Source organism: Flavobacterium cucumis (genome assembly GCF_900148835.1).
GTDB lineage: Bacteria > Bacteroidota > Bacteroidia > Flavobacteriales > Flavobacteriaceae > Flavobacterium > Flavobacterium cucumis.
In genome coordinates, this window is sequence record NZ_FRYK01000002.1 from 244,187 (window position 1) to 267,510 (window position 23,324).

19 protein-coding genes are annotated in these 23,324 nt (G+C 31.5%); 13 read left to right on the forward strand and 6 right to left on the reverse strand.

The window, feature by feature from the left end; genetic code table 11:
• The 4 genes from BUE95_RS07110 (at position 1) to BUE95_RS07125 (ending at position 3,243) form a co-directional block, all read left to right on the forward strand.
• A complete protein-coding gene (locus BUE95_RS07110) occupies positions 1–684 on the forward strand; it encodes a cell division ATP-binding protein FtsE (RefSeq protein WP_073582900.1) in 684 nt (227 codons plus the stop codon).
• Positions 685–1,581: a glycosyltransferase family 2 protein gene (locus BUE95_RS07115; protein WP_073582902.1), complete on the forward strand. Its 897-nt coding sequence runs from the start codon at positions 685–687 to the stop codon at positions 1,579–1,581. It abuts the gene before it with no gap.
• Between the two features lie 163 nt (positions 1,582–1,744).
• Complete coding sequence (locus BUE95_RS07120; RefSeq protein WP_234977637.1) at positions 1,745–2,305, forward strand: class I SAM-dependent methyltransferase; 561 nt, start codon at positions 1,745–1,747, stop codon at positions 2,303–2,305.
• A gap of 2 nt (positions 2,306–2,307) precedes the next feature.
• On the forward strand, positions 2,308–3,243 hold the full coding sequence (locus BUE95_RS07125; RefSeq protein ID WP_073582908.1) for a glycosyltransferase family 2 protein: 936 nt from the start codon (positions 2,308–2,310) through the stop codon (positions 3,241–3,243).
• On the opposite strand, the gene BUE95_RS07130 is transcribed toward BUE95_RS07125, so the two are convergent.
• Positions 3,227–3,631: a sugar 3,4-ketoisomerase gene (locus BUE95_RS07130; protein ID WP_073582910.1), complete on the reverse strand. Its 405-nt coding sequence runs from the start codon at positions 3,629–3,631 to the stop codon at positions 3,227–3,229. The two genes, BUE95_RS07125 and BUE95_RS07130, sit on opposite strands and share 17 nt — an antisense overlap.
• A complete protein-coding gene (locus tag BUE95_RS07135) occupies positions 3,621–4,685 on the reverse strand; it encodes a glycosyltransferase (RefSeq protein ID WP_073582912.1) in 1,065 nt (354 codons plus the stop codon). The genes BUE95_RS07130 and BUE95_RS07135 overlap by 11 nt, the downstream gene beginning before the upstream one ends.
• Before the next feature lie 53 nt (positions 4,686–4,738).
• On the opposite strand from BUE95_RS07135, the gene BUE95_RS07140 reads away from it, so the two are divergent.
• Positions 4,739–5,614: a glycosyltransferase family 2 protein gene (locus BUE95_RS07140; RefSeq protein WP_073582914.1), complete on the forward strand. Its 876-nt coding sequence runs from the start codon at positions 4,739–4,741 to the stop codon at positions 5,612–5,614.
• Here the strand turns inward: BUE95_RS07140 and BUE95_RS07145 are convergent.
• The 4 genes from BUE95_RS07145 to BUE95_RS07160 are packed head-to-tail and all read right to left on the reverse strand — an operon-like array spanning position 5,609 to position 9,880.
• Positions 5,609–6,313, reverse strand: a complete 705-nt coding sequence (locus BUE95_RS07145) for an acyltransferase (RefSeq protein ID WP_073582916.1) — start codon at positions 6,311–6,313, stop codon at positions 5,609–5,611. The two genes, BUE95_RS07140 and BUE95_RS07145, sit on opposite strands and share 6 nt — an antisense overlap.
• Complete coding sequence (locus BUE95_RS07150; RefSeq protein WP_159433498.1) at positions 6,310–7,782, reverse strand: oligosaccharide flippase family protein; 1,473 nt, start codon at positions 7,780–7,782, stop codon at positions 6,310–6,312. The genes BUE95_RS07145 and BUE95_RS07150 overlap by 4 nt, the downstream gene beginning before the upstream one ends.
• 2 nt (positions 7,783–7,784) lie before the next feature.
• Positions 7,785–8,903, reverse strand: a complete 1,119-nt coding sequence (locus BUE95_RS07155; RefSeq protein ID WP_073582920.1) for a DegT/DnrJ/EryC1/StrS family aminotransferase — start codon at positions 8,901–8,903, stop codon at positions 7,785–7,787.
• Positions 8,900–9,880, reverse strand: coding sequence for a GNAT family N-acetyltransferase (locus tag BUE95_RS07160; RefSeq protein WP_073582922.1), 981 nt, complete (start codon positions 9,878–9,880; stop codon positions 8,900–8,902). Before BUE95_RS07160 ends, BUE95_RS07155 begins: the two co-directional genes overlap by 4 nt.
• Before the next feature lie 109 nt (positions 9,881–9,989).
• Between BUE95_RS07160 and BUE95_RS07165 the strand changes: the two genes are divergently transcribed.
• The 8 genes from BUE95_RS07165 (at position 9,990) to BUE95_RS07200 (ending at position 23,324) form a co-directional block, all read left to right on the forward strand.
• Positions 9,990–11,816, forward strand: coding sequence for a T9SS type B sorting domain-containing protein (locus BUE95_RS07165; protein WP_073582924.1), 1,827 nt, complete (start codon positions 9,990–9,992; stop codon positions 11,814–11,816).
• Between the two features lie 99 nt (positions 11,817–11,915).
• Entirely contained in the window at positions 11,916–14,945 is a 3,030-nt protein-coding gene (locus BUE95_RS07170) for an amidohydrolase family protein (protein ID WP_073582926.1), read from the forward strand.
• Positions 14,946–14,947: 2 nt separating this feature from the next.
• Complete coding sequence (locus BUE95_RS07175) at positions 14,948–16,240, forward strand: amidohydrolase family protein (protein ID WP_073582928.1); 1,293 nt, start codon at positions 14,948–14,950, stop codon at positions 16,238–16,240.
• 140 nt (positions 16,241–16,380) lie between these two features.
• Positions 16,381–17,175 (forward strand): TrmH family RNA methyltransferase, encoded by a 795-nt coding sequence (locus BUE95_RS07180; protein WP_073582930.1) that lies wholly within the window; start codon positions 16,381–16,383, stop codon positions 17,173–17,175.
• A 116-nt stretch (positions 17,176–17,291) separates the two neighbouring features.
• A complete protein-coding gene (locus BUE95_RS07185; RefSeq protein WP_073582932.1) occupies positions 17,292–19,511 on the forward strand; it encodes a RelA/SpoT family protein in 2,220 nt (739 codons plus the stop codon).
• A gap of 223 nt (positions 19,512–19,734) precedes the next feature.
• Positions 19,735–20,175 carry a Fur family transcriptional regulator gene (locus BUE95_RS07190; protein WP_073582934.1) on the forward strand — a complete coding sequence of 147 codons (441 nt, stop codon included), beginning with the start codon at positions 19,735–19,737 and terminating at the stop codon, positions 20,173–20,175.
• A gap of 66 nt (positions 20,176–20,241) precedes the next feature.
• On the forward strand, positions 20,242–21,513 hold the full coding sequence (locus tag BUE95_RS07195) for an adenylosuccinate synthase (protein WP_073583514.1): 1,272 nt from the start codon (positions 20,242–20,244) through the stop codon (positions 21,511–21,513).
• 116 nt (positions 21,514–21,629) lie between these two features.
• Entirely contained in the window at positions 21,630–23,324 is a 1,695-nt protein-coding gene (locus tag BUE95_RS07200) for an OstA-like protein (RefSeq protein WP_073583515.1), read from the forward strand.

Genomic DNA, 23,324 nt, shown 5'->3' on the forward strand with positions numbered 1-23,324 from the left:
ATGTCAGAAGTAGTTCTATCCTTAAAAAACGCAACCATATATCAAGATAAAAACCCTGTATTAACAGATGTAAATATTGAGGTAAAAAATGGAGAATTTTTATATTTAATTGGCAGAACTGGTTCAGGAAAAAGTAGTTTCTTAAAAACCTTATATGCCGATCTAGCCCTAACAGACGGAGAAGGAAGTGTAGTAAACTACGATTTAAAAACATTAAGAGAAAGCGACATCCCTTATTTAAGAAGGAAATTAGGTGTAGTTTTCCAAGATTTCAAATTACTCTCTGATCGAAATGTAAAAGAAAATCTCTTATTTGTATTGAAAGCAACAGGTTGGACTGAAAAAGAAGAGATGGATGTTAAAATTGAAGAAGTTTTAGACAAAGTTGGGATGAAAGGTTTTGCCTTCAAGATGCCACATCAACTATCAGGTGGAGAGCAACAACGTATAGGTATCGCAAGAGCCTTACTTAATGACCCAGAATTGATTTTAGCCGATGAACCTACGGGAAATTTAGATCCGCAAACAAGTGTCGAAATTATGGAAGTACTCCGAAAAATCAACACGAATGGAAAAACTATTTTAATGGCGACGCACGACTATGCTTTGGTTTTAAAATACCCTTCAAAAACATTAAAATTTGAAGGCGGAAAAATGTTTGAAGTAGTTCAAAGAACAGTATAAATGCTATCGGTTTTAATTCCAACATACAATTACAACGTTTATCCTTTAGTTATAGCATTAAAAAGTCAAGCAGATGTATTAGATATCGCTTATGAAATTTTAGTACTAGATGACGGAGGTTCTCTGTATTTAGAAGAAAATCGAAAAATAAATGATTTGGAAAATTGTTTTTTCTTTGAAAACAAAATAAATTCTGGTAGAAGTAAAGTGCGAAATTCATTAAGTAGTAGAGCAAAATTTAATTGGCTATTATTTCTCGATTCAGATACCTTTCCTAAAAATTCAGATTTTATTCGAAAATATATCCAACATATTTCACCTAAAACAGAAGTTATTTATGGTGGTATTGAATATCAAAAGGAAGAACCAGAAAAAAACAAATTGCTTCGATGGGTTTATGGAAAAAAAAGAGAAACCTTATCTGTAAAAAAAAGAAATAAAAACAAATACCTTACTTTTCTAACACTTAATTTCTTGATTAAAAAAAGTGTTTTCAATAGCGTAAAATTTAACGAAAACATCCCAAATCTAAGACATGAAGACACCCTGTTTTCATATGATTTATACCAAAACAACATTCCTATTAATCACATAAAAAATGTTGTAATACATCTTGGATTAGATGACAACATGGTTTTTTTAAAAAAATCAAAAGAATCCATTGAAGGCTTATTTTTTTTACTAAACAAGAATTTAATTGACAACAATTATGTCAAACTTTCAAAATATGGAAGCATTATAATTAATTTACATCTTTCTTTTTTATTGATCTTTTTTTTTAAAATTTTCGAAGTAAAAATTGAACGAAACTTACTATCTAAAAAGCCAAATTTATTTCTATTTGATTTTTATAGATTATGCTACTTTTGTTTACTCAATCAAAAACGACATGTATAATTCGTTAAAAAACAAAATAATACGATTTATTCCTAAAAAAATACTTTTTAGATTTGAACCTTTTTTTAGAAAATGCTTTTCGTTATTTAAAAAAGGAAACAATCATGAATGTATAATTTGTGACTTCAAAGCTTCAAATTGGATAAATTTACCAGATCAAAATATGCTTTGTCCTAATTGCGGAAGTCTTGCAAGAGATAGACGGTTATGGCAAATTTTAAAAAAACACTATATTAAACCTAATATTCAAATTTTAGACTTTTCACCATCAAGAAGCTTGTATCGTAAATGGAAAAAGGAAAAGAATGTCAATCATATTGCATCTGATTTATCAGGTGATTTTATGGCTGATCTTGCTTATGATATCACTCAAATCCCAGAAAAGGATAACCAGTTTGATTTAATTATTTGCTATCATATTTTAGAGCATGTAATTGAAGATCTTAAAGCTATGTGCGAATTATATCGAGTTATAAAAGCTAATGGAACCGTTCTAATTCAAACTCCATTCAAAGAAGGTGAAATTTATGAGGATTATTCTATAACTTCAGAGACCGAACGATTAAACCATTTTGGTCAAGAAGATCATGTTAGAGTTTACTCTGTTGAAGGACTAAAAACAAGATTAGAATCGGTAGGATTTAAGGTAATCGTAAAACGATTTGAGAAAGATGCATATCTAGGGTTTAGCGAGAATGAATTAGTAATTTTAGCTTCAAAATAATTATGCCAAAAATTAGCGTGGTTATACCATTATACAATAAAGAAAATTTCATTAAAGAAACTTTAGATTCAGTCTTACAACAAACGTTTACTGATTTTGAAATAATTATTATAAACGACGGTTCAACAGATAATAGTTTTAAAATTATTTCGCAATTTGTTGATGATAGAATTACACTATACAATCAAGAAAACAAAGGGGTTTCAAAAACCAGAAATGTAGGGATTGAATATGCAAAAAGTGACTTAATTGCTTTCTTAGATGCCGACGATTATTGGTATCCAAATCATTTGGAAGAACTAATTCGACTGCATGAAGATTTCCCAAATTGTGGTATTTATGGGAGTCGATATTTTATGAAAATATCTAGTAATAACATATTAAAAACATCTTATTTACCAGCTGTTTCAAACGATTATAGAGGTGTTCTACCTGATTACTTTTTAGCTAGTTTACGAAGTCGCGTTGGATTAACTTCAGCACTTATGATCCCTAAAAGAATAGTATTGCAATTTGCTTGTTTCAACACTTCATTAAACGGTCACGAAGATTTGGAGCTATTTACAAAAATTGCTATTGAACATCAAGTTGCAGTAACAAATAGCTACACCGTTGAATATAATTTTGCTGTTGAAAACCAATTGTCTAAAATTCAATTCTTACAAAATAGAATTATCAATTTGGATCAATTTTTGGCCATAGAAAAAACCAAACCAAACTTAAAAAAATTCATTGACCTTTACCGTTTAGAATACGCTTTACAATACAGAATAATAGGTGCTTATGATAAATCTAAGCATTTATTAAATCATATTTCAACTAAAACACCTATAAAAGCAAGAATTTTATTTAATCTCCCTCCTTTTCTTTTACGTTTTCTACTAAAAACTAAACGATATTTAAGAAAAAAAGGATTTGATTTTACCGTTTATCATTAAATTTTGATTTTATAAAAGTATCAAAATCTCTTATATAATCTTCTTCTATATATATATCAGAGGCAACTACTAGGCAAACTGCTCCTGATGAAAAATTTTTTAATTCACGCCAAATACCACTTGTAATTAATAAGCCTTCGAATGGTTTATTCAAAGTTACTACTTTCTCGTCATCTCCATCATTTAAAACAACATCAAAACTTCCAGAAAGTGCCACCAATAACTCCTGTTGTTCCTTATGAGAATGCCCTCCTCGTTCAGCACCGCTTGGAACATCATACAAATAATAAACCCGTTTAATTTCATAAGGAATTACATCACTTTCTATTACTGACAAATTCCCTCTAGGATCTTCTATTTTTGGAATATTTATAATCTTAATTTCCATTAATCAGTATTTGCAACCATTGATTTAAAATTTCACTTTCTTGAAACTTCGAAACACTTTCAATAGCATTTTTTTTACACTTTTGATACAAAATAGTATCTTTAACAAATGTATTCATTTTATCAATCAATTCATCAAAATTTTGATTTTCCACTAAGATTCCATTGAAATTATCTTGAATAATTTCGTTTGGCCCACTCTCACAATTAAAAGAAACGACTGGTGTTCCTAAACTTAAAGCTTCCAGAAGAACCATTGGAAAACCTTCATATAAACTGGTTAAAACTAAAAAATGTGCTTGAGAAATATAAGCAATTGGATTTTCATTATAACCAACTAAATGAACAAAATCAGTAAGCTTAAGTGCACTCACTTTAGCCTTTATTTTATTTAATTCTGGACCATTGCCAACAATTACTAAATGAAAATCTTTTTTTGGCAATTCAGATAAGGAATAACTCTCAATTAATTGAAGAAATTGTTTTAATTTAACTAATCGTCCAACAGCAACAATAAACTTAAACGGTATTTCATTTACTTGATTAGTTTCAAATTTAGAAATAGCGTTATAAATAACTTCTGTTTGATTGTAATTGTATTTTTTTTGGATTTTATCATGTATGCCCATAGAAACTGCAATTATTTTGTTCTTGAGAATTTTTGCAGCTATCCACTTATTCGAAGTAAAATATTCCTCTAAATTACTGCTATGAACAGTATAAATAATTTTAGTTTTAGCATAAATATAATTTAAAAACAAGAATTCCATTAGAGGATTAATTCGATAACGAAAATCAATTACTTGTGGTATTTTATTTTTTTTGAGATATAATTTTAATTTAAAATATTTTACAAATTTTGAATACTTACCCAAAACTAACAACTTGCCTGAATACTTATAAGTGAATTTGCTTTCTAATATAATCGTGTGAACTTCAACTCCATTTTCATGCAATAGATTCGTAAGATTTGCAAATACTCGTTCCAAACCACCATCAGCCAACTTATAGCCTATTATGGCTACTTTTATCTGTTTTTTTTGGCCGTTTTCCATTTAGGTTCAATTTGTTTTATAATTTAGCATAAAAATAGATTTAAAAAAACGAAATGCAAAATTTTCCACTAGTAAGTATTATTTGTTTATCATATAACCATGAAGCTTATGTAGTTGAAGCCTTGAATTCTGTTATTAATCAAACCTATCCAAATATTGAATTACTCATCGCAGATGATTGCAGTATCGATTCATCAGCAATTGTGATACAAAATTGGTTAAAAAAACATCCTAACGTATATTTTCAAGCAAATGCTAAGAATTTAGGTAATACAAAAACTTTCAATCAATTAGTAGAAAAAGCTAAGGGCAAATATATAATCGATTTAGCTGCAGACGATCTATTATTACCTGATTGCGTTACAAAACAAGTAACAACTTTTCAAAACACTAAAAATAAAAACCTGGGTGTTGTCTATGGAAATTTAAAAGAAATTGATGAAAATGGTTTTTTTTTAACTGATTATTACACTGAGAAAGACAATCCAAAAAGTGGTAATATTTATGAAATGGTTATCAGTAATGCTACTAAAATTTGTTCCGTTTCATGTATGATCAAACGAGAAGTTTTTGAATCTCTTGGGTATTATAACGAAAGTCTATTTTATGAAGATTTAGACCTATGGGTTAGAGTCTCAAGAAAATATGACTTTGAATACATATCTGATTTTTTGGTAAAAAAAAGGGTTTTACCTCAATCATTAGGGGCACACTTTTATAAGAAAAATAATAAAATAACAAAACAACTGCATTATTCTACATTAGTGATTCTGAAAAATGCCTATTATTTAAATCATTCTAAAAGCGAATTCAAAGCTTTACTAGGTAGAATAAAATATGAATTTATTATATTTTTAAAATCTCGAGAATACACGCTTTTATTCCGATTACTTTTTTTAGGTATAAAAACGAAATGGAAAAGCTTATAAATTTTCAACATCCCAATTTCTTTTTATATTTTTATTCAAAAGTTGGGCAGGAATACCTCCTATTAAAACATTCTCACCCAAAACAGTATAATCTTTACTACACAATGTGTTTGAAGCGATGGTACAATAATTTGGTGTTTTAGTTTTTGAAAGAAGTGTAACTCTATTACTAATAAAATTATAATTTCCAATTACGATAGGCGCTGTCACTTTATAAACTGCATTTGTTTCGGTATTTATCATTTCATGAAAATTAGTATCAATAACCTGAGATTCTGAGCCTATTCTTGCATAATTACCAAAAGTAATACTTTCAGTACAAATGATTTTACCTCTTGAACCAATAGAAGATTTATCGCCCATTTCAAGAACTGCACCTTCTTTTACATACAAAAAATTATCCTTTCCGAATTGTACTTTACCGTTAAAAATAACCTTCCCTTCTATCATTATTTCCGCTAATCCAATACTAACTGAGTTCATTTCATAAGGTTCACCAAAACCAATCATAGCTCTTTTAATTGGAGCATTTAAAATGATTTCGCCTTTAATGCTTTGAAATTTTACTTTTCCATAAAAAACAACGGGAAGTTTTACTGCAACATCAAAAGGGAACTTTCTAAAATTGAAATACAATGTTTTTATCCAATTTACTTTTGAAACAAATGAAATTTTATTTTTAAATCGATTTACAATCATTTTTCTTCTCTATTAAAATAACTAAAAATTGACACCTTTTTATTTAATGTGACTAGTGAATAAATTAAAGAACTCACTAAAACAAAAGATTTTAATACTAATAAAAATGGAATCTCACTGTAAAAACTTAGCGTAAAGATTGTTGTACAAAACAATAAATTGATAAAGAAAATTTGGAGTGTACTTTTTACTAATTTCAGATGATAACGTCTTGATGAAATCAAATATACGCCAATAAGATGTATAAAATAATAAATTAAAAACGAACACCCTAAACCATCAAATCCTTTAAGATAATACCCTGTAATACAAAAAATTACAAAAATAAAATTAAAAAAAAGAGAGGTCTTTACAAAGACTTTCGAATCTGCTTTAGCAATAAACACATAGCCAATTGGGAAAGAAACAGCCTTAAACAGCATAGCAAAAATTGCCCAATCCAGCATTGGAACAAGAGGAATAAATGCTGATGAAAAGAATATTTTTATAAAAAACGCACTAAAAATTGAAAATAAAATTAGAATTGGTGTAATAATCAAAAGAGAAATTTCAATTTGCTTGTTTACAGAACTGGATAATTTTTTAAAATCTGAAATTTGAGCCACTAAACGTGGATAATATTCCATAGACATTGCACTAAATATAAAGCCCACATAAGTATTTAGAATTACTATTCCAACATTAAACAAACCCACTTCATTCAACCCATCAATTCTTCCTATAAAAATCTGGACAATATAATTAGCTAATACAGGTAAAAATGACAAAAGCATTAATAAACTTCCAAACTTGATAATGTTCTCTCCACTTTCAATAGCAGATTTAAAACTAATTTTTACATCAGGATTAAAGAGAAAACGCAAAAAATAATTACTTATAAAATAGTTTACCAATGCTGTAAGTATAATCACATAAATTATTGCCTCAATTTTAAAAAAATAAAAAAAAGGAATGATTAAAACTAAGCCAATTATATTTGAAATTAAATTAGACTTTGCTAATTGACTGAACTTACTACTACCTTGTAAAATTGCGTTATTCCCTGCAGTCAAGCAATTCAAAAAAATTGCAACAGCTAAAAAGAAAAAAAGATACCAATAACTACTACTTGAAAAAATAATAGTACTTAAAAAAAAGGATAATGTCGTTGCTAATAAAAAACCTATAAAACCAGAAATGAGAACAAGTTTAGAAATAACAGCGATATTGTGTTGTACTTCATTTTCGCTCTTAATTGAATTTTCCTCTGCAATTTTTCTTACTCCGCTTACATCTATACCAACCAATGAAATTTGCTTAATTAAATCGGAAGTATGAAGCAAAACGCTATACACACCATAACCATAAGAACCAATTAATGTAGCAATAATTTTAGATTTAATAATAGCAGTAACAATAGTAACCAATTGAACACTACCGAAAATCGAAGTTGATTTTAAAATTGTTTTGTATGAATTTTTATTATCCAAAATCAATAGTGATTTAAAACGGTTATAATATGTTGGATTTCGGAAGCTTTCAAACCCGAATTCAATGGAATACTCAAAACCTCATCGTGAATTTTCTCTGTGATTGGGAATGATGACAGATTCCAATTCGTTAAGGCCTTTTGTTTATGTGGTGGAATGGGATAATGAATCATGGTATCAATTCCATTCTCCTTTAGATATTTTTGTAAATCTAATCGGTTTGAAGTTCGAATCACAAACAAATGAAACACGTGATTTTGAGACAAATCCCATGTTGGTAATATTACTTTATTATTTTTAATTTCAGACAGATAGCGTCTCGCTATGCTTCTTCTAGACTCGTTTTCCGAATCTAATTGTTTTAATTTAATGTTTAAAAAAGCCGCTTGTAATTCATCTAATCTAGAATTCACACCCATAATTTCGTTTTCATATTTTACTTTTGAACCATAATTTCGAATTGAAAATAGTACTTCAGCTAGTTCATCATCATTAGTAGTAATAGCACCTCCATCGCCTAAAGCACCAAGATTTTTTCCAGGATAAAAGCTAAAGGCCGCAGCATGACTTAAATTTCCTGCTCTTGCTTCATCAAGCTTCCAACTTCCAGCTTCCAACTTACTACCATGTGCTTGCGCTGCATCTTCGATAACCAATAAATTATGCTTTTGAGCGATATTATGTATTGCTTTCATTTCGCACAATTGCCCGTATAAATGAACTGGTAAAATAGCTTTGATGTTTGACGTTATTTTAGCTTCAATTTCTTCTGGATTGATATTATAAGTTTCTAATCTCGGCTCTATTAAAACAGGAACTAAATCGGCTTGTAAAACTGCTAAAATACTTGCGATATAGGTATTTGCTGGAACGATTACTTCATCGCCTTTTTGAAGCTTTCCTAAATGAATATAAGCTTTAAAAATTAGCACTAAAGCATCCAAACCATTTCCTACTCCAATACAATGTTTTGCACCGCAATAAGTAGCAAAATCGGTTTCAAATTGTTTTACTTCGTTACCTAAAATATACCACCCACCTTCTAAGAATTGCTTCATTTTATTCTGAAAAGCAGCTTCAAAAGGTTGGTTCAACTTTTTTAAATTTAAGAAGTGTATCATAGTAAAACCTTATCCAACAATTTGTAATTTTTAATTTCAATTTCATAAAAATCTTGTGTAATAGAACGTGCTCCAAAACTTTCCTTCCAATACAATAAACCTTCATTTATATTTCGTCCCTCGCTTTCATTTGAAATTCCAAAATCAAAATAGTCTTTATCTTTAAAAACATTTGAAATTAAATAATCATGTAAAAAGTCTAAACTACCCAATTCATTTTTTTTAGTATTAGCCGAAATATATTGTGAGTGTGCTACAAAATTACTTTCAAAAACAGTAGTTCCAGCAACAATTTTATCGTTTTGGTAAACATTAAATTGTCGAATATTCTTTGGAAATCTATTATGCAAATGTTGAATCTCTTCCAATGAATGCACTGGTTTTACTTGATATTTATCGACTAAATTGGGAATTAAGATTTCGCTCCAAAAAAGTTCGAAATTAGCTTCTTCTTTGACAATTAAATCATTTTTAATTCCACGTTTAATGCCATTTTTTCTATCACGAGAATACGTAAATTTGGCTTTTAAATCAAGCACAGACAAAACATCTCTTCTAACCAGCTTTCCTTGCATTAAAAATACCAGATATTGAAACTCGTTTGAGGGAATCTGGTGATAAATTGTTGGTATTTCTTTAAAAGTTGCTTTTTGAACCCCTTTTTGATTCCAATATTCAAAAACTTCTTTGGCAATTAAAATAAAATCGGAAAGGCGTGTTTTCTGATTAATAAGAATACCTCCATAAGTTAAGCCTTGATGCGAAAAAACGTGTTGGTTAGAAATATTAGCTGGAACTAATGCTTGTAATTTATGATTTTCATCAAAAACTAACAAAGAATAATCCTCAAATCGATCTTGATGGTATTCCATAAAATCGCGGTGAAACAAAAAAGTAGCATTTTTGGCTTGTGCTACAAATTCGTTCCAAACATCATAATTTTCTGATTTATACTTCTGTATGTGATATTGTTTCAACTTTTAAATATAAAGTGGAAATTTACTAATTTTTTTATTGTTAGGATTTAAATCCTACTTTTTTTAAAAAAAAATAGTACATTAGAACCGTTGATATCACTAAACCAATATGTTAAAAAAGGTAGGCTACTTTTTATTTTTGGTCCAAATTCTAATTCCAAGCGTTATTAATGCGCAGGATATTTCTTTGTTTACGCAGATCAACGGCAGGTATGATTTTACCTTCATAGGAAACACCTTAAATCCTTCCGAAAACAACAATTCGACACCTTCTTTTTTATTAACATCATCATCTGCAACGCTGAATCTTAGCAGCGATGACAGGATTGAAAGAGCTTATTTATATTGGGCAGGTAGTGGATCAGGTGATGCGAATGTAAAATTAAATGGATTTGATATCACACCCGATCAATTAAGTAATGTTACCGGTTCTTTTAGCAACTTCACCTACTTTAGTGCATTTAAAGACATAACACTTTTAGTACAGTCTATTGGGAATGGAACCTATACCCTTTCAGATTTTGATATTAATAACTTAGTGGCAACTTATGCCACTAACGCAACACAATTTGCAGGTTGGGCAATATTGATTGTCTATGAAAACCCAAATTTAACTTTAAATCAAATCAATATTTATCAAGGCTTAGAAGCGCTGTCACCAAATCCTTTTGTAATTCCTGCTATAATAGACAATATGGAAATTCAATTGGATAATTTATATTTAATCAGCAATACAGGAGCAAAAATTGGATTCATTGCTTGGGAAGGAGATCGATTAATACAGGAAAGTGAACGCCTTAGTTTTTCTGCTAATGGAACAACAACAATTTTAAGCAATCCTTTAAATCCAGGCAACAACGCTTTTAATGGAACCCACACAGAAACAAACGCTACTAATCTATTCAATATGGATTTAGATGTTTATTCAATTGAAAATTATATAGTGCCCGGTACTACTGCCGCAACAGTATCGCTGCAATCAGGTCAAGATTATGTTATGTTAAACACTGTTGTCACAAAACTGAACAGTCAATTACCGGACGCAACCATTCTACTAGACACCCCTATTTCCAGTTGTAATTCAAGAGAAGTCACAATTAATTTTACCGTTTCAAATTTAAATAGTACCGAAGTTCTTCAAACCAACACTCCTATTACTTTTTATGCAGAAAACCAAGTAATTACTACTATCTACACTCAAAATGAAATTCCAATAGGTGGGTTTGAAAATGGAACTATAACACTATCCATTCCATCAACAATTCCGTTAAATTTTACACTTATTGCAAATGTTGATGACATCGATAATGGAACTGGAATAATCCCCGAATTAATTGAGAATAACAATTCTTTTCAAATTGAAATCGAGTTGATTGTAAATCCAATTTTCAACAACTTAAATTCTTTAACTACGTGTAACCTCGGATTAACTCGAGGTCTTTTTGATTTTTCAAATTATTCAGAAGCTGTTAAAACAGATCCGAATCATGTTGTTTCGTTTCATGAAAGCTTTGAAGACGCCGTACAAAACACAAGTCCAATTACAAACATTTCAAACTACGATGCAGTAACAACTCCAAAAGAAATTTTCGTACGAATCGATAACGGATGTTTTTCTGTTACTTCATTTTTATTGTTGACCGAGAATTGTCCCCCTACGGTTTACAACGCCGTTTCTCCAAATAATGATTTTTCAAATGATACTTTTTTTATCGAGGGCCTTCGCGACATTTTCACAAATTTTGAATTATTAATTTACAACCGTTGGGGCAAACTCCTATGGACTGGAAACAACAATAAACCAGACTGGGATGGCTATGTTGAAGACGGCGTAGGAAGTACCTTAGCACCCTCAGGCACTTACTATTACATACTATATCTAAATGACACAAATTATCCTGAACCATTAACAGGTTATTTGTATATAAATCGATAAATAGTGCTTAACAAAAGTTAAAATTTCTTAAATACGATTCCTACAATATTAAAATCGAAGATAATTTTTATCTTTAGCCATTACTAAACCAAAAAAAACATGAGATACTTATCGTTATTGTTACTATTCTTGCTAACAGCTACTAGTCAAGCGCAAGAATATTTTCCAAAAAATGATGGCGTAAAACAAAGCTTCAAAAATTTTGTAGCGATTACTAATGCCACCGTGTATGTTTCGGCAACACAAAAAATTGAAAAAGCAACATTGCTAATTAAAGAAAACAAAATTGTAGAAGTAGGAACAAACGTTTCAATCCCTAAAAATGCTACAATTATTGATGGCTCAGGAAAAACAATCTATCCTTCTTTTATTGAATTGTATAGTGAGTTCGGAATCAGCAAACCTACCCCAAGACCTAATGGTAATTTCACACCACAATACGATACCAATCGTGAAGGATATTATTGGAATGACCATATCAAACCTGAATACAATGCTTATGAAAATCTAAACTACGACGCAAAAGCAGCAGGAAGTTTAAGAGAAGCTGGGTTTGGAACAATTCTTAGCCATCACAATGACGGAGTAATAGCTGGTACTGGATTATTATGGACACTAAATGACTTTGGAACAAATGCTGATAGAATGTTAAAAGAAAAAGTGTCGCAACATTTCTCTTTTAGTAAGAGTAAATTTTCAAAACAAAGCTATCCATCATCTATGATGGGAAGTATGGCGCTAATTCGTCAGGTTTTCCATGATTCGAAATGGTATGCGCAAGGAAATGCAACTAATAAAGATTTATCTTTAGAAGCCTTCAACACAAACAAAACTTTACTTCAAATATTTAACGCTGGAGACAAATTAAATGCGTTAAGAGCCGATAAATTAGGTGACGAGTTCGGCGTAAATTACCTTATAAAAGGAAGTGGAAATGAATTTGAACGTATCGATGAAATCAAAAAAACAGGTGCTACTTTTATCATTCCTCTTAATTTTCCAGATGCATACGATGTTTCGGACCCTTATTTAGCGCAACAAGTAAGCTTGAGTGATATGAAGTTTTGGAATCAAGCTCCATTTAACTTAAAAATATTAGCTGAAAACAATGTTCCTTTTGTGCTTTCGACTGTTGATTTAAAAGACCCTAAATCATTTTTATCTAACTTAAAGAAAGCTGTTTCATATGGTTTACCAAAAGATAAAGCTTTATTAGCTTTAACTGAAATCCCTGCTAAATTGGTAAATCAATTTGATAAAGTAGGATCCATTTCAAAAGGAAAATTAGCGAACTTTATTATTGTATCTGATGATATTTTTGAAGAAAAAAGTAAAATTTTAGAAAATTGGGTACAAGGGAATCGAAATATAATTGACAAAATCAATCCTACAGATATTAGAGGAACTTACGATTTAGTTTTTGACAATCATAAATTCGAATTAAAGATCGAAGGCGAAACTTCAAAATTCGAAGCAAAAGCGATAAAAGACAGCATCAACTTTGGAACAAAAATCCAATTTAATGATCCTTGGGTGAATTTGGTAATCAAAAATCAAGACACTACAAAAGCGAATTTCGTAAGACTTTCTGGAACATTCGTAAAAGACATGATGCAAGGAAAAGCTGTTTTAGAGAACGGAAAAGAAACTACTTGGACCGCAACAAAAAGAGCAAATGAAAATAAAGAAGACAAAAAGAAGGACACTAAGAAAGACGAACCAAAAATTCCTTCAATGTATGCGGTAACATATCCAAATGTATCCTTTGGAACTCCGGAAAAACCTAAACAAGAAACCATTCTATTCAAAAACACAACGGTTTGGACAGGTGAAAAAGAAGGAATTTTAAAAGAAACCGACGTACTAATTCAGAACGGTAAAATTGTAAAAATTGGCAAAAACCTACCTTCTAATGGGGCAAAAGTTGTTGATGGAACAGGAAAACATTTAACCGCTGGAATTATAGACGAACACTCACACATTGCTATTTCAAATGGAGTAAATGAAGGAGGTCAAAATTCATCAGCTGAAGTTACAATCGAAGATGTCGTAAATTCAGACGATATTAATATTTACAGAAATTTAGCTGGGGGGGTTACTTCGGCCAATTTATTGCATGGTTCTGCCAATCCGATTGGAGGTCGTGCCGCGTTTATCAAATTAAAATGGGGGTATTCTCCAGATGAAATGTTAGTAAAAGATGCTCCAAAATACATCAAATTCGCATTAGGTGAAAACGTAAAACAGTCTAATTGGGGCGATTTTGCTCGCAACCGTTTCCCTCAATCGCGAATGGGAGTTGAGCAAGTCTATGAAGATTATTTCACAAGAGCCATTGAATACAAAAACGAATGGGATGCATACAAATCAGGCAAAGGAAAAAATAAAATTATGCCAAGATTTGATGTAGAAATGGAAGTTTTGGGCGAGATTTTAGCAAAAAAACGTTTCATCACTTGTCACTCTTATGTACAATCAGAAATCAACATGCTTATCAAATTAGCAGAACGTTATAATTTCAAAATTCAAACGTTTACACATATTTTAGAAGGATACAAATTAGCAGATAAAATGTCGGCTCATGGGGTTGCCGGTTCAACATTTGCCGATTGGTGGTCTTATAAATATGAAGTAAATGATGCTATTCCTTATAATGCCGCTATAATGATGAACGAAGGGGTTAAGGTTTCTATAAATTCTGATGATGCAGAAATGTCAAGACGTTTGAATCAAGAAGCAGCTAAAACGGTTAAATATGGAAACGTAACCGAAGAAGAAGCTTGGAATTTTGTAACCTTAAATCCAGCTAAAATCCTTCAAATAGATAACAAAGTAGGAAGTATCAAAGAAGGAAAAGATGCCGATGTGGTACTTTGGTCTGACAGCCCATTATCAATCTACACAAGAGCAGAAAAAACATTAGTGGATGGAATTATTTTCTATGAATTAGAAAAAGAAACGGAGACTTTAGCAAATATTCAAAAAGAACGTGCAGCGTTGATCAATTTAATGTTAGATGCTAAAAACAAAGGATTGAAAACACAATTGCCAAAGAAAAAAGAAAACGGTCATTACCACTGTGATACTTTAGGTGAAAATTGTAAAGAGTCGCACTACAAATACAATTAATTATGAGAAAATATATAGTTCTTTTATTTATTTCTTTGTTTGGGTTTGCCCAACAAACGCCAGCGCCAAAACAAAGCAAATCAATTTTAATCTTAGGTGCCAAAGCGCATTTAGGGAACGGACAAGTAATTGAAAACAGTTTAATTTCAATTATAGATGGAAAAATTGCAGCCATTGGGGATGCAACTGTAATGAGACCAGCCAAACATGATATTACAATTGAAGCTTACGGAAAACATGTTTATCCTGGGTTTATTGCACCAAATTCAACTCTTGGTTTAGTAGAAATTGATGCTGTTCGAGCTTCTGATGATGAAAGCGAAATTGGAGAATTCAACCCTCACGTAAGAAGCATTATTGCTTATAATGCAGAATCTAAATTGGTTGAAACTACGCGTCCAAATGGCGTTTTATTAGCTCAAATAACACCTAGAGGAGGCAGGATTTCAGGAACTTCATCTGTTGTTCAGTTGGATGCTTGGAACTGGGAAGATGCAACTATCAAAACAAATGACGGTATTCACTTAAACTGGCCAAGAAGCTACTCAAGGGCAGGTTGGTGGGCAGAACCAGGAGGAATTGAATTAAACAAAAATTATGAGCCTCAAGTGAAAGCGATTCAGGAGTATTTTGATAACGCATTTGCTTATTTAGGTAGTAATAATTCGAAAAAAGACATCCCTTTTGAAGCAATGAAAGGTTTACAAACAGGTGAAAAAGCTTTGTATGTGAATGCAAATGGCGAAAAAGAAATTATCGATGCCGTTTTATTTAAAAAGAAAAACAACATCAAAAAAATGGTAATTGTAGGGGGATATTATGCCTTCAAAGTGGCGAATTTATTAAAGGAAAACGAAGTAGCCGTTTTGTTAAATCGTGTACACAGCTTACCATTATTAGAAGATGAAGACGTGAATTTGCCTTATAAAAATGCCAAATTATTAGTAGATGCAGGTGTTTTAGTTGGTTTACAAAATGCTGGTGATATGGAACGTATGCAAACTAGAAATCTTCCCTTTTATGCTGGAACTTGTGCTGCCTGGGGATTAACCAAAGAACAGGCTTTGCAATTAATTTCTGGAAATTCTGCTAAAATTTTAGGAATTGACAACCAGTATGGAACCTTAGAATCTGGAAAAAGCGCCACATTATTCATTTCTGAAGGCGATGCTTTAGACATGAAAACCAATATTATCTCATTCGCGTTTATTGATGGAAGACAAATTAGTTTGGAAAGCCATCATACCGAATTGTACAAACGATATAAAGGAAAATTCGAACAACAAAAAAAATAATTTATAGCCACAAAGACTCAAAGCCACAAAGAAATTAAAACTTTGTGGCTTTTTTATTTGTTGAAAATAGACAACAAAACAATATCTTTGCAAAAACTTTGTGTCTTAGTGCCTTAGTGGCTAAACCTGTGTCTTAGAATATGAAACAAATCTCCTCGGTTCAAAATCCGTTTATCAAATCATTAGTTCAATTACAGGAAAAAGCTAAAGTTAGAAAACAAACAGGCACTTTTTTAATTGAAGGACAAAGAGAAATTGAATTAGCACTAAAAGGTGACTATGAATTAGAAACGATTTTATTTTTATCTGAAATTATTTCTGAAACAGAAATAAAAAATCTCATTAAATCTAGTGTAGTTGAACTTATCGAAATTTCAAAAGAAATCTATCAAAAATTAGCGTATCGGGATACAACTGAAGGAGTTTTAGCCATAGCAAAAACCAAATCCTTATCTTTATCCGATTTAAAACTTTCTGAAAACCCATTAATTTTGGTTGGAGAATCATTAGAAAAACCCGGAAACGTGGGAGCTATTTTAAGGACTGCTGATGCTGCTAACATTGACGCCGTGATTATTGCAAATCCAAAAAGCGATTTATACAATCCCAATATTGTTCGCTCTAGTGTAGGTTGCTTATTTACAAGACAAATTGCTGTTGGAACTACGGACGAAGTTATTGCATATTTGAAAGGCAATAATATCAACATCTATTCAGCCACATTACAAGATTCTACTGAATATCACACGCAGAACTACACTACACCAACCGCATTAGTCGTGGGTACAGAAGCCACGGGTTTATCTGAAAAATGGAGAACCCAAAGCACCAAAAATATCATCATCCCAATGCAAGGCGAAATCGATTCAATGAATGTTTCCGTAGCAGCAGCAATTTTATTATTTGAAGCGAAAAGACAAAGACAATTTCAATAGCTATCCTCAAGCTTTAGAATAAAAATTTACTTCAAGAGTTTGTTTATATTTTTCGCTAATTTCTCTCTTGCACAATTCGAAAAATTAGCTTACTTTTAAGTGGTTAAAGAAAATGTATGACAGAGTTAGAATTAGAAGCCGAAAACAAAGCCATCGCGCAAGAATATAAAGAATTACTTCGCATCAGTTATCAAACCCTTTCTGATGAAGACAAAAAAATCATCCGTAAAGCATTTGATGTAGCTGTTGACGCCCACAAAGATCAGCGCAGAAAATCTGGGGAAGCCTATATTTTCCATCCTATCGCAGTGGCAAAAATTGTAGCACGTGACATTGGTTTGGGAGCGACTTCAATTGCGGCAGCTTTAATGCACGATGTTGTTGAAGATACTGATATAACCGTTCAAGATATTGAAAAAATGTTCAATCCTAAAATCGCTCAGTTGGTAGAAGGATTAACTAAAATTGCTAAAGTTAAAACAGATCAAGAAATATCAGTACAAGCGGAGAATTTTCGTAAAATGTTATTAACCCTAAACGATGATGTTCGCGTAATTCTTATTAAAATAGCCGACAGATTGCATAATATGCAAACCATGGGAAGCATGGTGGATTATAAACAAGCCAAAATTGCATCAGAAACGTTGTATATCTATGCCCCCCTTGCACACCGTTTAGGACTATACAATATCAAAACACAATTAGAAGATTTAGGATTAAAATATACCGAACCCGAAGTCTATGATGATATAGTTAGTAAGATTAAAGAAACTAAGGAAGAACAAGATGCTTACATCAAAACTATTTCTGGGGTATTAAGCAAATCATTAATAGAAGAAGGCATTCAATTTACTATTAAAGGAAGACCAAAATCGATTTATTCGATTCGTAGAAAAATGAAAGCTCAAGGCGTGACGTTTGATGAAGTATATGATAAGTTTGCGCTTCGAATTATTTATAAAGCCAACCAACATGATGAAAAATTCATAGCCTGGAAAATTTATTCAGTAGTTACTGACCATTATCGTCCTTCTCCAAGCAGGTTGCGCGATTGGATTTCGTCACCAAAATCAACAGGTTATGAAGCACTTCACATAACCGTTATGGGACCAAAAGGGCGTTGGGTAGAAATTCAAGTCCGAAGTGAACGCATGGACGAAATTGCAGAAAAAGGCTATGCGGCGCACTATAAATACAAAAATGGAGCTACCGAAGAACATGGCTTGGAAATTTGGTTGAACCAATTAAAAGAAGCCTTAGAAAACTCAACAGCCAATGCCGTTGATTTTGTCGAAGATTTTAAACTGAATTTATATTCTAAGGAAATTTATGTTTTTACACCAAAAGGCGAAATCAAATCCCTTCCTAAAGGGGCAACTTCGCTTGATTTTGCTTTTAGTATTCACTCCGAGATAGGAGTAAAAACCAGAGGAACACGAGTAAATGGAAAATTAGTTCCCTTAAATCATGTGTTAAATAGTGGCGACCAAGTTGAAATTATCACTTCTGCAAATCAGAAACCCACTTCGCAATGGTTGGACTATGTGACAACATCCAGAGCAAAAAATAAAATTAAAAATGTTTTAAACGAAAACACCAAGAAGATAGCCGAAGAAGGAAAAGAGCTGTTAGAACGTAAACTCCGCCACTTAAAAATTACACTTAACGAAAATACTATCAATGAACTTGTCAACTTCTTTAAACTTCAAACCAGTTTAGATTTATTTTACAGAGCCGGTATTGGATCAATTGAAAACCAACAACTAAAAGAATATGCTGCTCAAAAAAGTAATACTTTAGTCAATTTCTTTAAGAAAACGATGAAGCGTTCGCCTACGAACCAACCTGAAAAAGTATTTAAAAATGAAATCAGTAAAAAGTATGATTTATTAGTTTTTGGTACAGAACAAGACAAATTAGATTACAAACTTTCCACCTGTTGCAATCCAATTCCAGGAGATGAAGTGTTTGGTTTTGTTACTATTAATGACGGAATCAAAGTACATAGAAAAGATTGTCCGAATGCTATTAGCATGCAATCCAACTATGCATACCGAATTATTCCTGCCAAATGGATAGACTCGTCACAAGAAGAATTTAAGGCCGTATTAAAAATTACTGGAATGGATATTTTAGGACTTACTAATGAACTTACCAAAGTAATTTCAAGTCAAATGAACGTTAATATTCAAAGCATTTCCTTAAGTAGTGAGGCTGGAATATTCAACGGACAAGTTGCTGTAGTAGTTCAAAATAATACGATCTTAAAAAAACTGATCGAAAACATCAAAAAAGTGGATGGAATTGATAAGGTGACAAGGGTTTACAATAATTAGTTTATTCTGAATGAGAAAAATTTAAATCGGACTTGTTTCACCATCTAAATCTGATATTGACATGTGGGACTATAGAAAGGTTGGATGGAGTGATAAAATTTTCTTTGGAATATATTTTCTGATTATAATAAGTTTATCTTAATAACTCTGTTTAAAAAAACTCCCAACTCCTAACTTCTAACTTCTAACTTTCACTATCTTTGCCAATATTTCATTTATCAATATGATGGAAAACAAAAATCAAGAAATTGTAAAGAACGTTTTTACTAAATTTCTAGAAGAAAAAGCACACCGTAAAACACCTGAACGCTATGCTATTCTTCAAGAAATTTACAATACTGACGAACATTTTGATATCGAATCTTTATATATCAAAATGAAAAATAAAAACTACCGCGTAAGTAGAGCAACCCTTTACAATACAATCGAACTTTTATTGGAATGTGGTTTGGTGCGTCGTCATCAGTTTGGGCAAAATCAGGCACATTACGAAAAATCGTATTTCGACAAACAACACGATCACATTATTTTAACTGACTCTGGTGAGGTTATCGAATTTTGTGATCCAAGAATTCAGCTAATAAAACAAACCATGGAAGAAATGTTTGGAATTGATATCTCACACCATTCGCTTTATTTCTATGGAACAAAAAAACAACAATAGAATTTTAATTAATTAAGCGCAGATGCTGCAATGCAACATCTCGACAACAACAAACAACACAACACAATGACTGTAGATTTACTACTTGGATTACAATGGGGAGACGAAGGAAAAGGAAAAATCGTTGACGTTCTTACCTCAAAATATGATATTATCGCAAGATTTCAGGGAGGTCCAAATGCCGGACATACTTTAGAATTTGATGGAATAAAACACGTTTTAAGAACCATTCCATCGGGAATTTTCCATAAAAATGCAATTAATATTATTGGAAATGGAGTGGTAATCGACCCAGTAGTTTTTCAAAAAGAAATTGAAGGTTTAGCTAAATTCAATATGGATGTTACCGCTAAATTGTTCATTTCTAGAAAAGCACACTTAATTTTACCAACACACCGTTTGTTAGATGCCGCGTCTGAAGCATCAAAAGGAAAAGCTAAAATTGGTTCTACTTTGAAAGGTATTGGACCAACTTACATGGACAAAACTGGAAGAAACGGATTAAGAGTTGGTGATATCGAATTAGAAGATTTCAAAGAAAGATACAGAACTTTAGCTGACAAGCACGAAGCTATGATTGCTTTCTACGATGTAGAATTACAATACAATTTAAAAGAAATGGAAGACGAGTTTTTTACAGCAGTAGAAGACTTAAAAAAATTAACTTTCATTGACAGTGAGGAATATTTAAACAAAGCCTTAAAGGAAGGAAAATCAATCTTAGCAGAAGGAGCACAAGGTTCTTTATTAGATGTTGATTTTGGAACCTATCCTTATGTTACTTCTTCAAATACAACTGCAGCGGGAGCTTGTACAGGATTAGGAATTGCACCAAACAAAGTTAAAGACGTTTTCGGAATTTTTAAAGCATACACAACTCGTGTAGGTAGCGGACCTTTCCCAACAGAAGATTTCAAAGAAGCTGGACAAACAATGGCAAAAGTAGGAAACGAATTTGGTTCGGTTACAGGACGCGCGCGTCGTTGTGGCTGGTTAGATTTAGTCGCTTTAAAATATGCCGTTCAAGTAAATGGCGTAACCCAATTATACATGATGAAAGGCGATGTTCTTTCTGGATTTGACACCTTACAAGTTTGTACAGGTTACAATTACAAAGGACAAACAATTCAACATTTACCATACAATATTGAACCTGAAAATGTAACACCAATTTTTACCGAAATGAAAGGTTGGAAAGCAGATTTAACAGGAATGACAACATATGATGAATTACCTCAAGAATTAAAAACATACATCGAATTCATTGAAAAAGAAGTGGAAGTGCCAATCAAAGTAATTTCAGTTGGACCAGACAGAAAACAAACGATAATGAAATAATTACAAAAAAACGCTTTTTTAGAAAGCGTTTTTTTATCTCTCTTAATGATAAAATATTCTTAATTATCAGTGGCTTTTCCAGTTTTTACTTAAATTTGGCTCAAAATAAATTCGTCTTGAAAAAATTAGTTTCGTTAATCACTTTCACACTCTTTTTAGCAACTTACAGTAATGCACAAGAGAACAAGGAAATCATCATTGAAAATTCAGATTTTATTGATATGAATCAAAATGAAATCCCTGGAGCTATCGTGTTTACTGGGAATGTTCGTGTATTACACAATGGTGTAAAAATAAACTGTAATAAAGCCTATCATTTTAAAGATGAAAAGTACATAAAAGCCTTTGGAAATGTTCAAATAAACCAAGGAGACACCATTTTTATGAACAGTCGCTACGCAGAATACAATGGAAAAATTGAATTTGCGTTCGCTACCGGTGATGTTTCATTACGCTCTCCAGAATCAACTTTAGTGACAGACACCATCTATTTTGATAAAAAAAATCAAGAAGCTTTTTACAATTCCTTCGGAACTATTCAAAACAAAGACAATACATTAAAAAGTAAATCAGGCAGGTATTTCATTGATCAAAAGAAGTATAAATTTACAACTGAAGTTACGGTAACCAATCCTCAATCCACAATTAAAACAAATAATTTAGATTTTTACGAAAATTCAGGACATGCTTATGTTTTTGGTCCTTCAACTATTACTAGTAAAGAAAACGTAATTTATACTGAAAATGGATTTTACGATACTAAAAATAATGTTGGAAAACTAACCAAAAATTCTAAAATCACCTACGACAACAAGATTATAGAAGGTGATGATTTGTTTTATGACCGAAATAACAATTATTCAAGAGGAATTAACAATGTAAAAATCACTGATACGGTTAATAAAGTAATTGCCACAGGACACTTTGCAGAGCTTTATCGAAATCTTGAAACCAAAAAAGACTCCATGGTCTTAACTAAAAAAGCGCTAGTTAAAACCCTAGTTGAAAAAGACACCATGTACATGCACGGTAAAAAAATCATCGTTTCAGGACCTCCAACAGACCGAGTAATCAGAGCATTTAACAATGTTCGTTTTTATAAAACAGATATGAGCGGAAAATGCGACTCGCTTCACTCTAGTACCAAAAACGAGTTAACGCAACTCATTGGAAAACCAATTCTTTGGAACAATGACAATCAGATGACAGGAGACGTCATGCACTTAATAGGCAATAACAAAACAGAACAATTGGATTCTTTAAAAGTCATTAACAATGCTTTTTTAATTCAAAAAGACAGCTTAAGCAAGAACGGATTTAACCAAATGAAAGGTCAAAATTTATTTGGAAGATTTGAGGATAATAAATTAAGAGAAGTTGACATTATTAAAAACGCAGAATCCATATATTACATCTATAACGATAACAACGAGTTTGTAGGTATTCGAAAATCGGTTTGTAGTCGAATAAACATGGAAATGAACGAAAATAAAATTGAAACAATTACAGGTTATAAAGATGCCGAAAGCAATATTTATCCCGAGAATGAATTTCCTGAAAATGCAAGAAAGTTAAGGGGTTTTAATTGGCGTGGTGACGAACGAATTACAAGCAAAGAAGCTATTTTCCCTGATGAAGAAATTGCTTTAGACGATAAAATTCAATTGGAAGCCAAAAAGCGAGCTATTGAAACTGAAAAACCTATGGAAGTAAGAAAAGAGACTTTAGACTACGATATAAAAGACAAACCCGAAAAGAAAAAATCGGAAAAAAAAATAGTATCAAAGAAAAACACATTACAAAAAAAATAA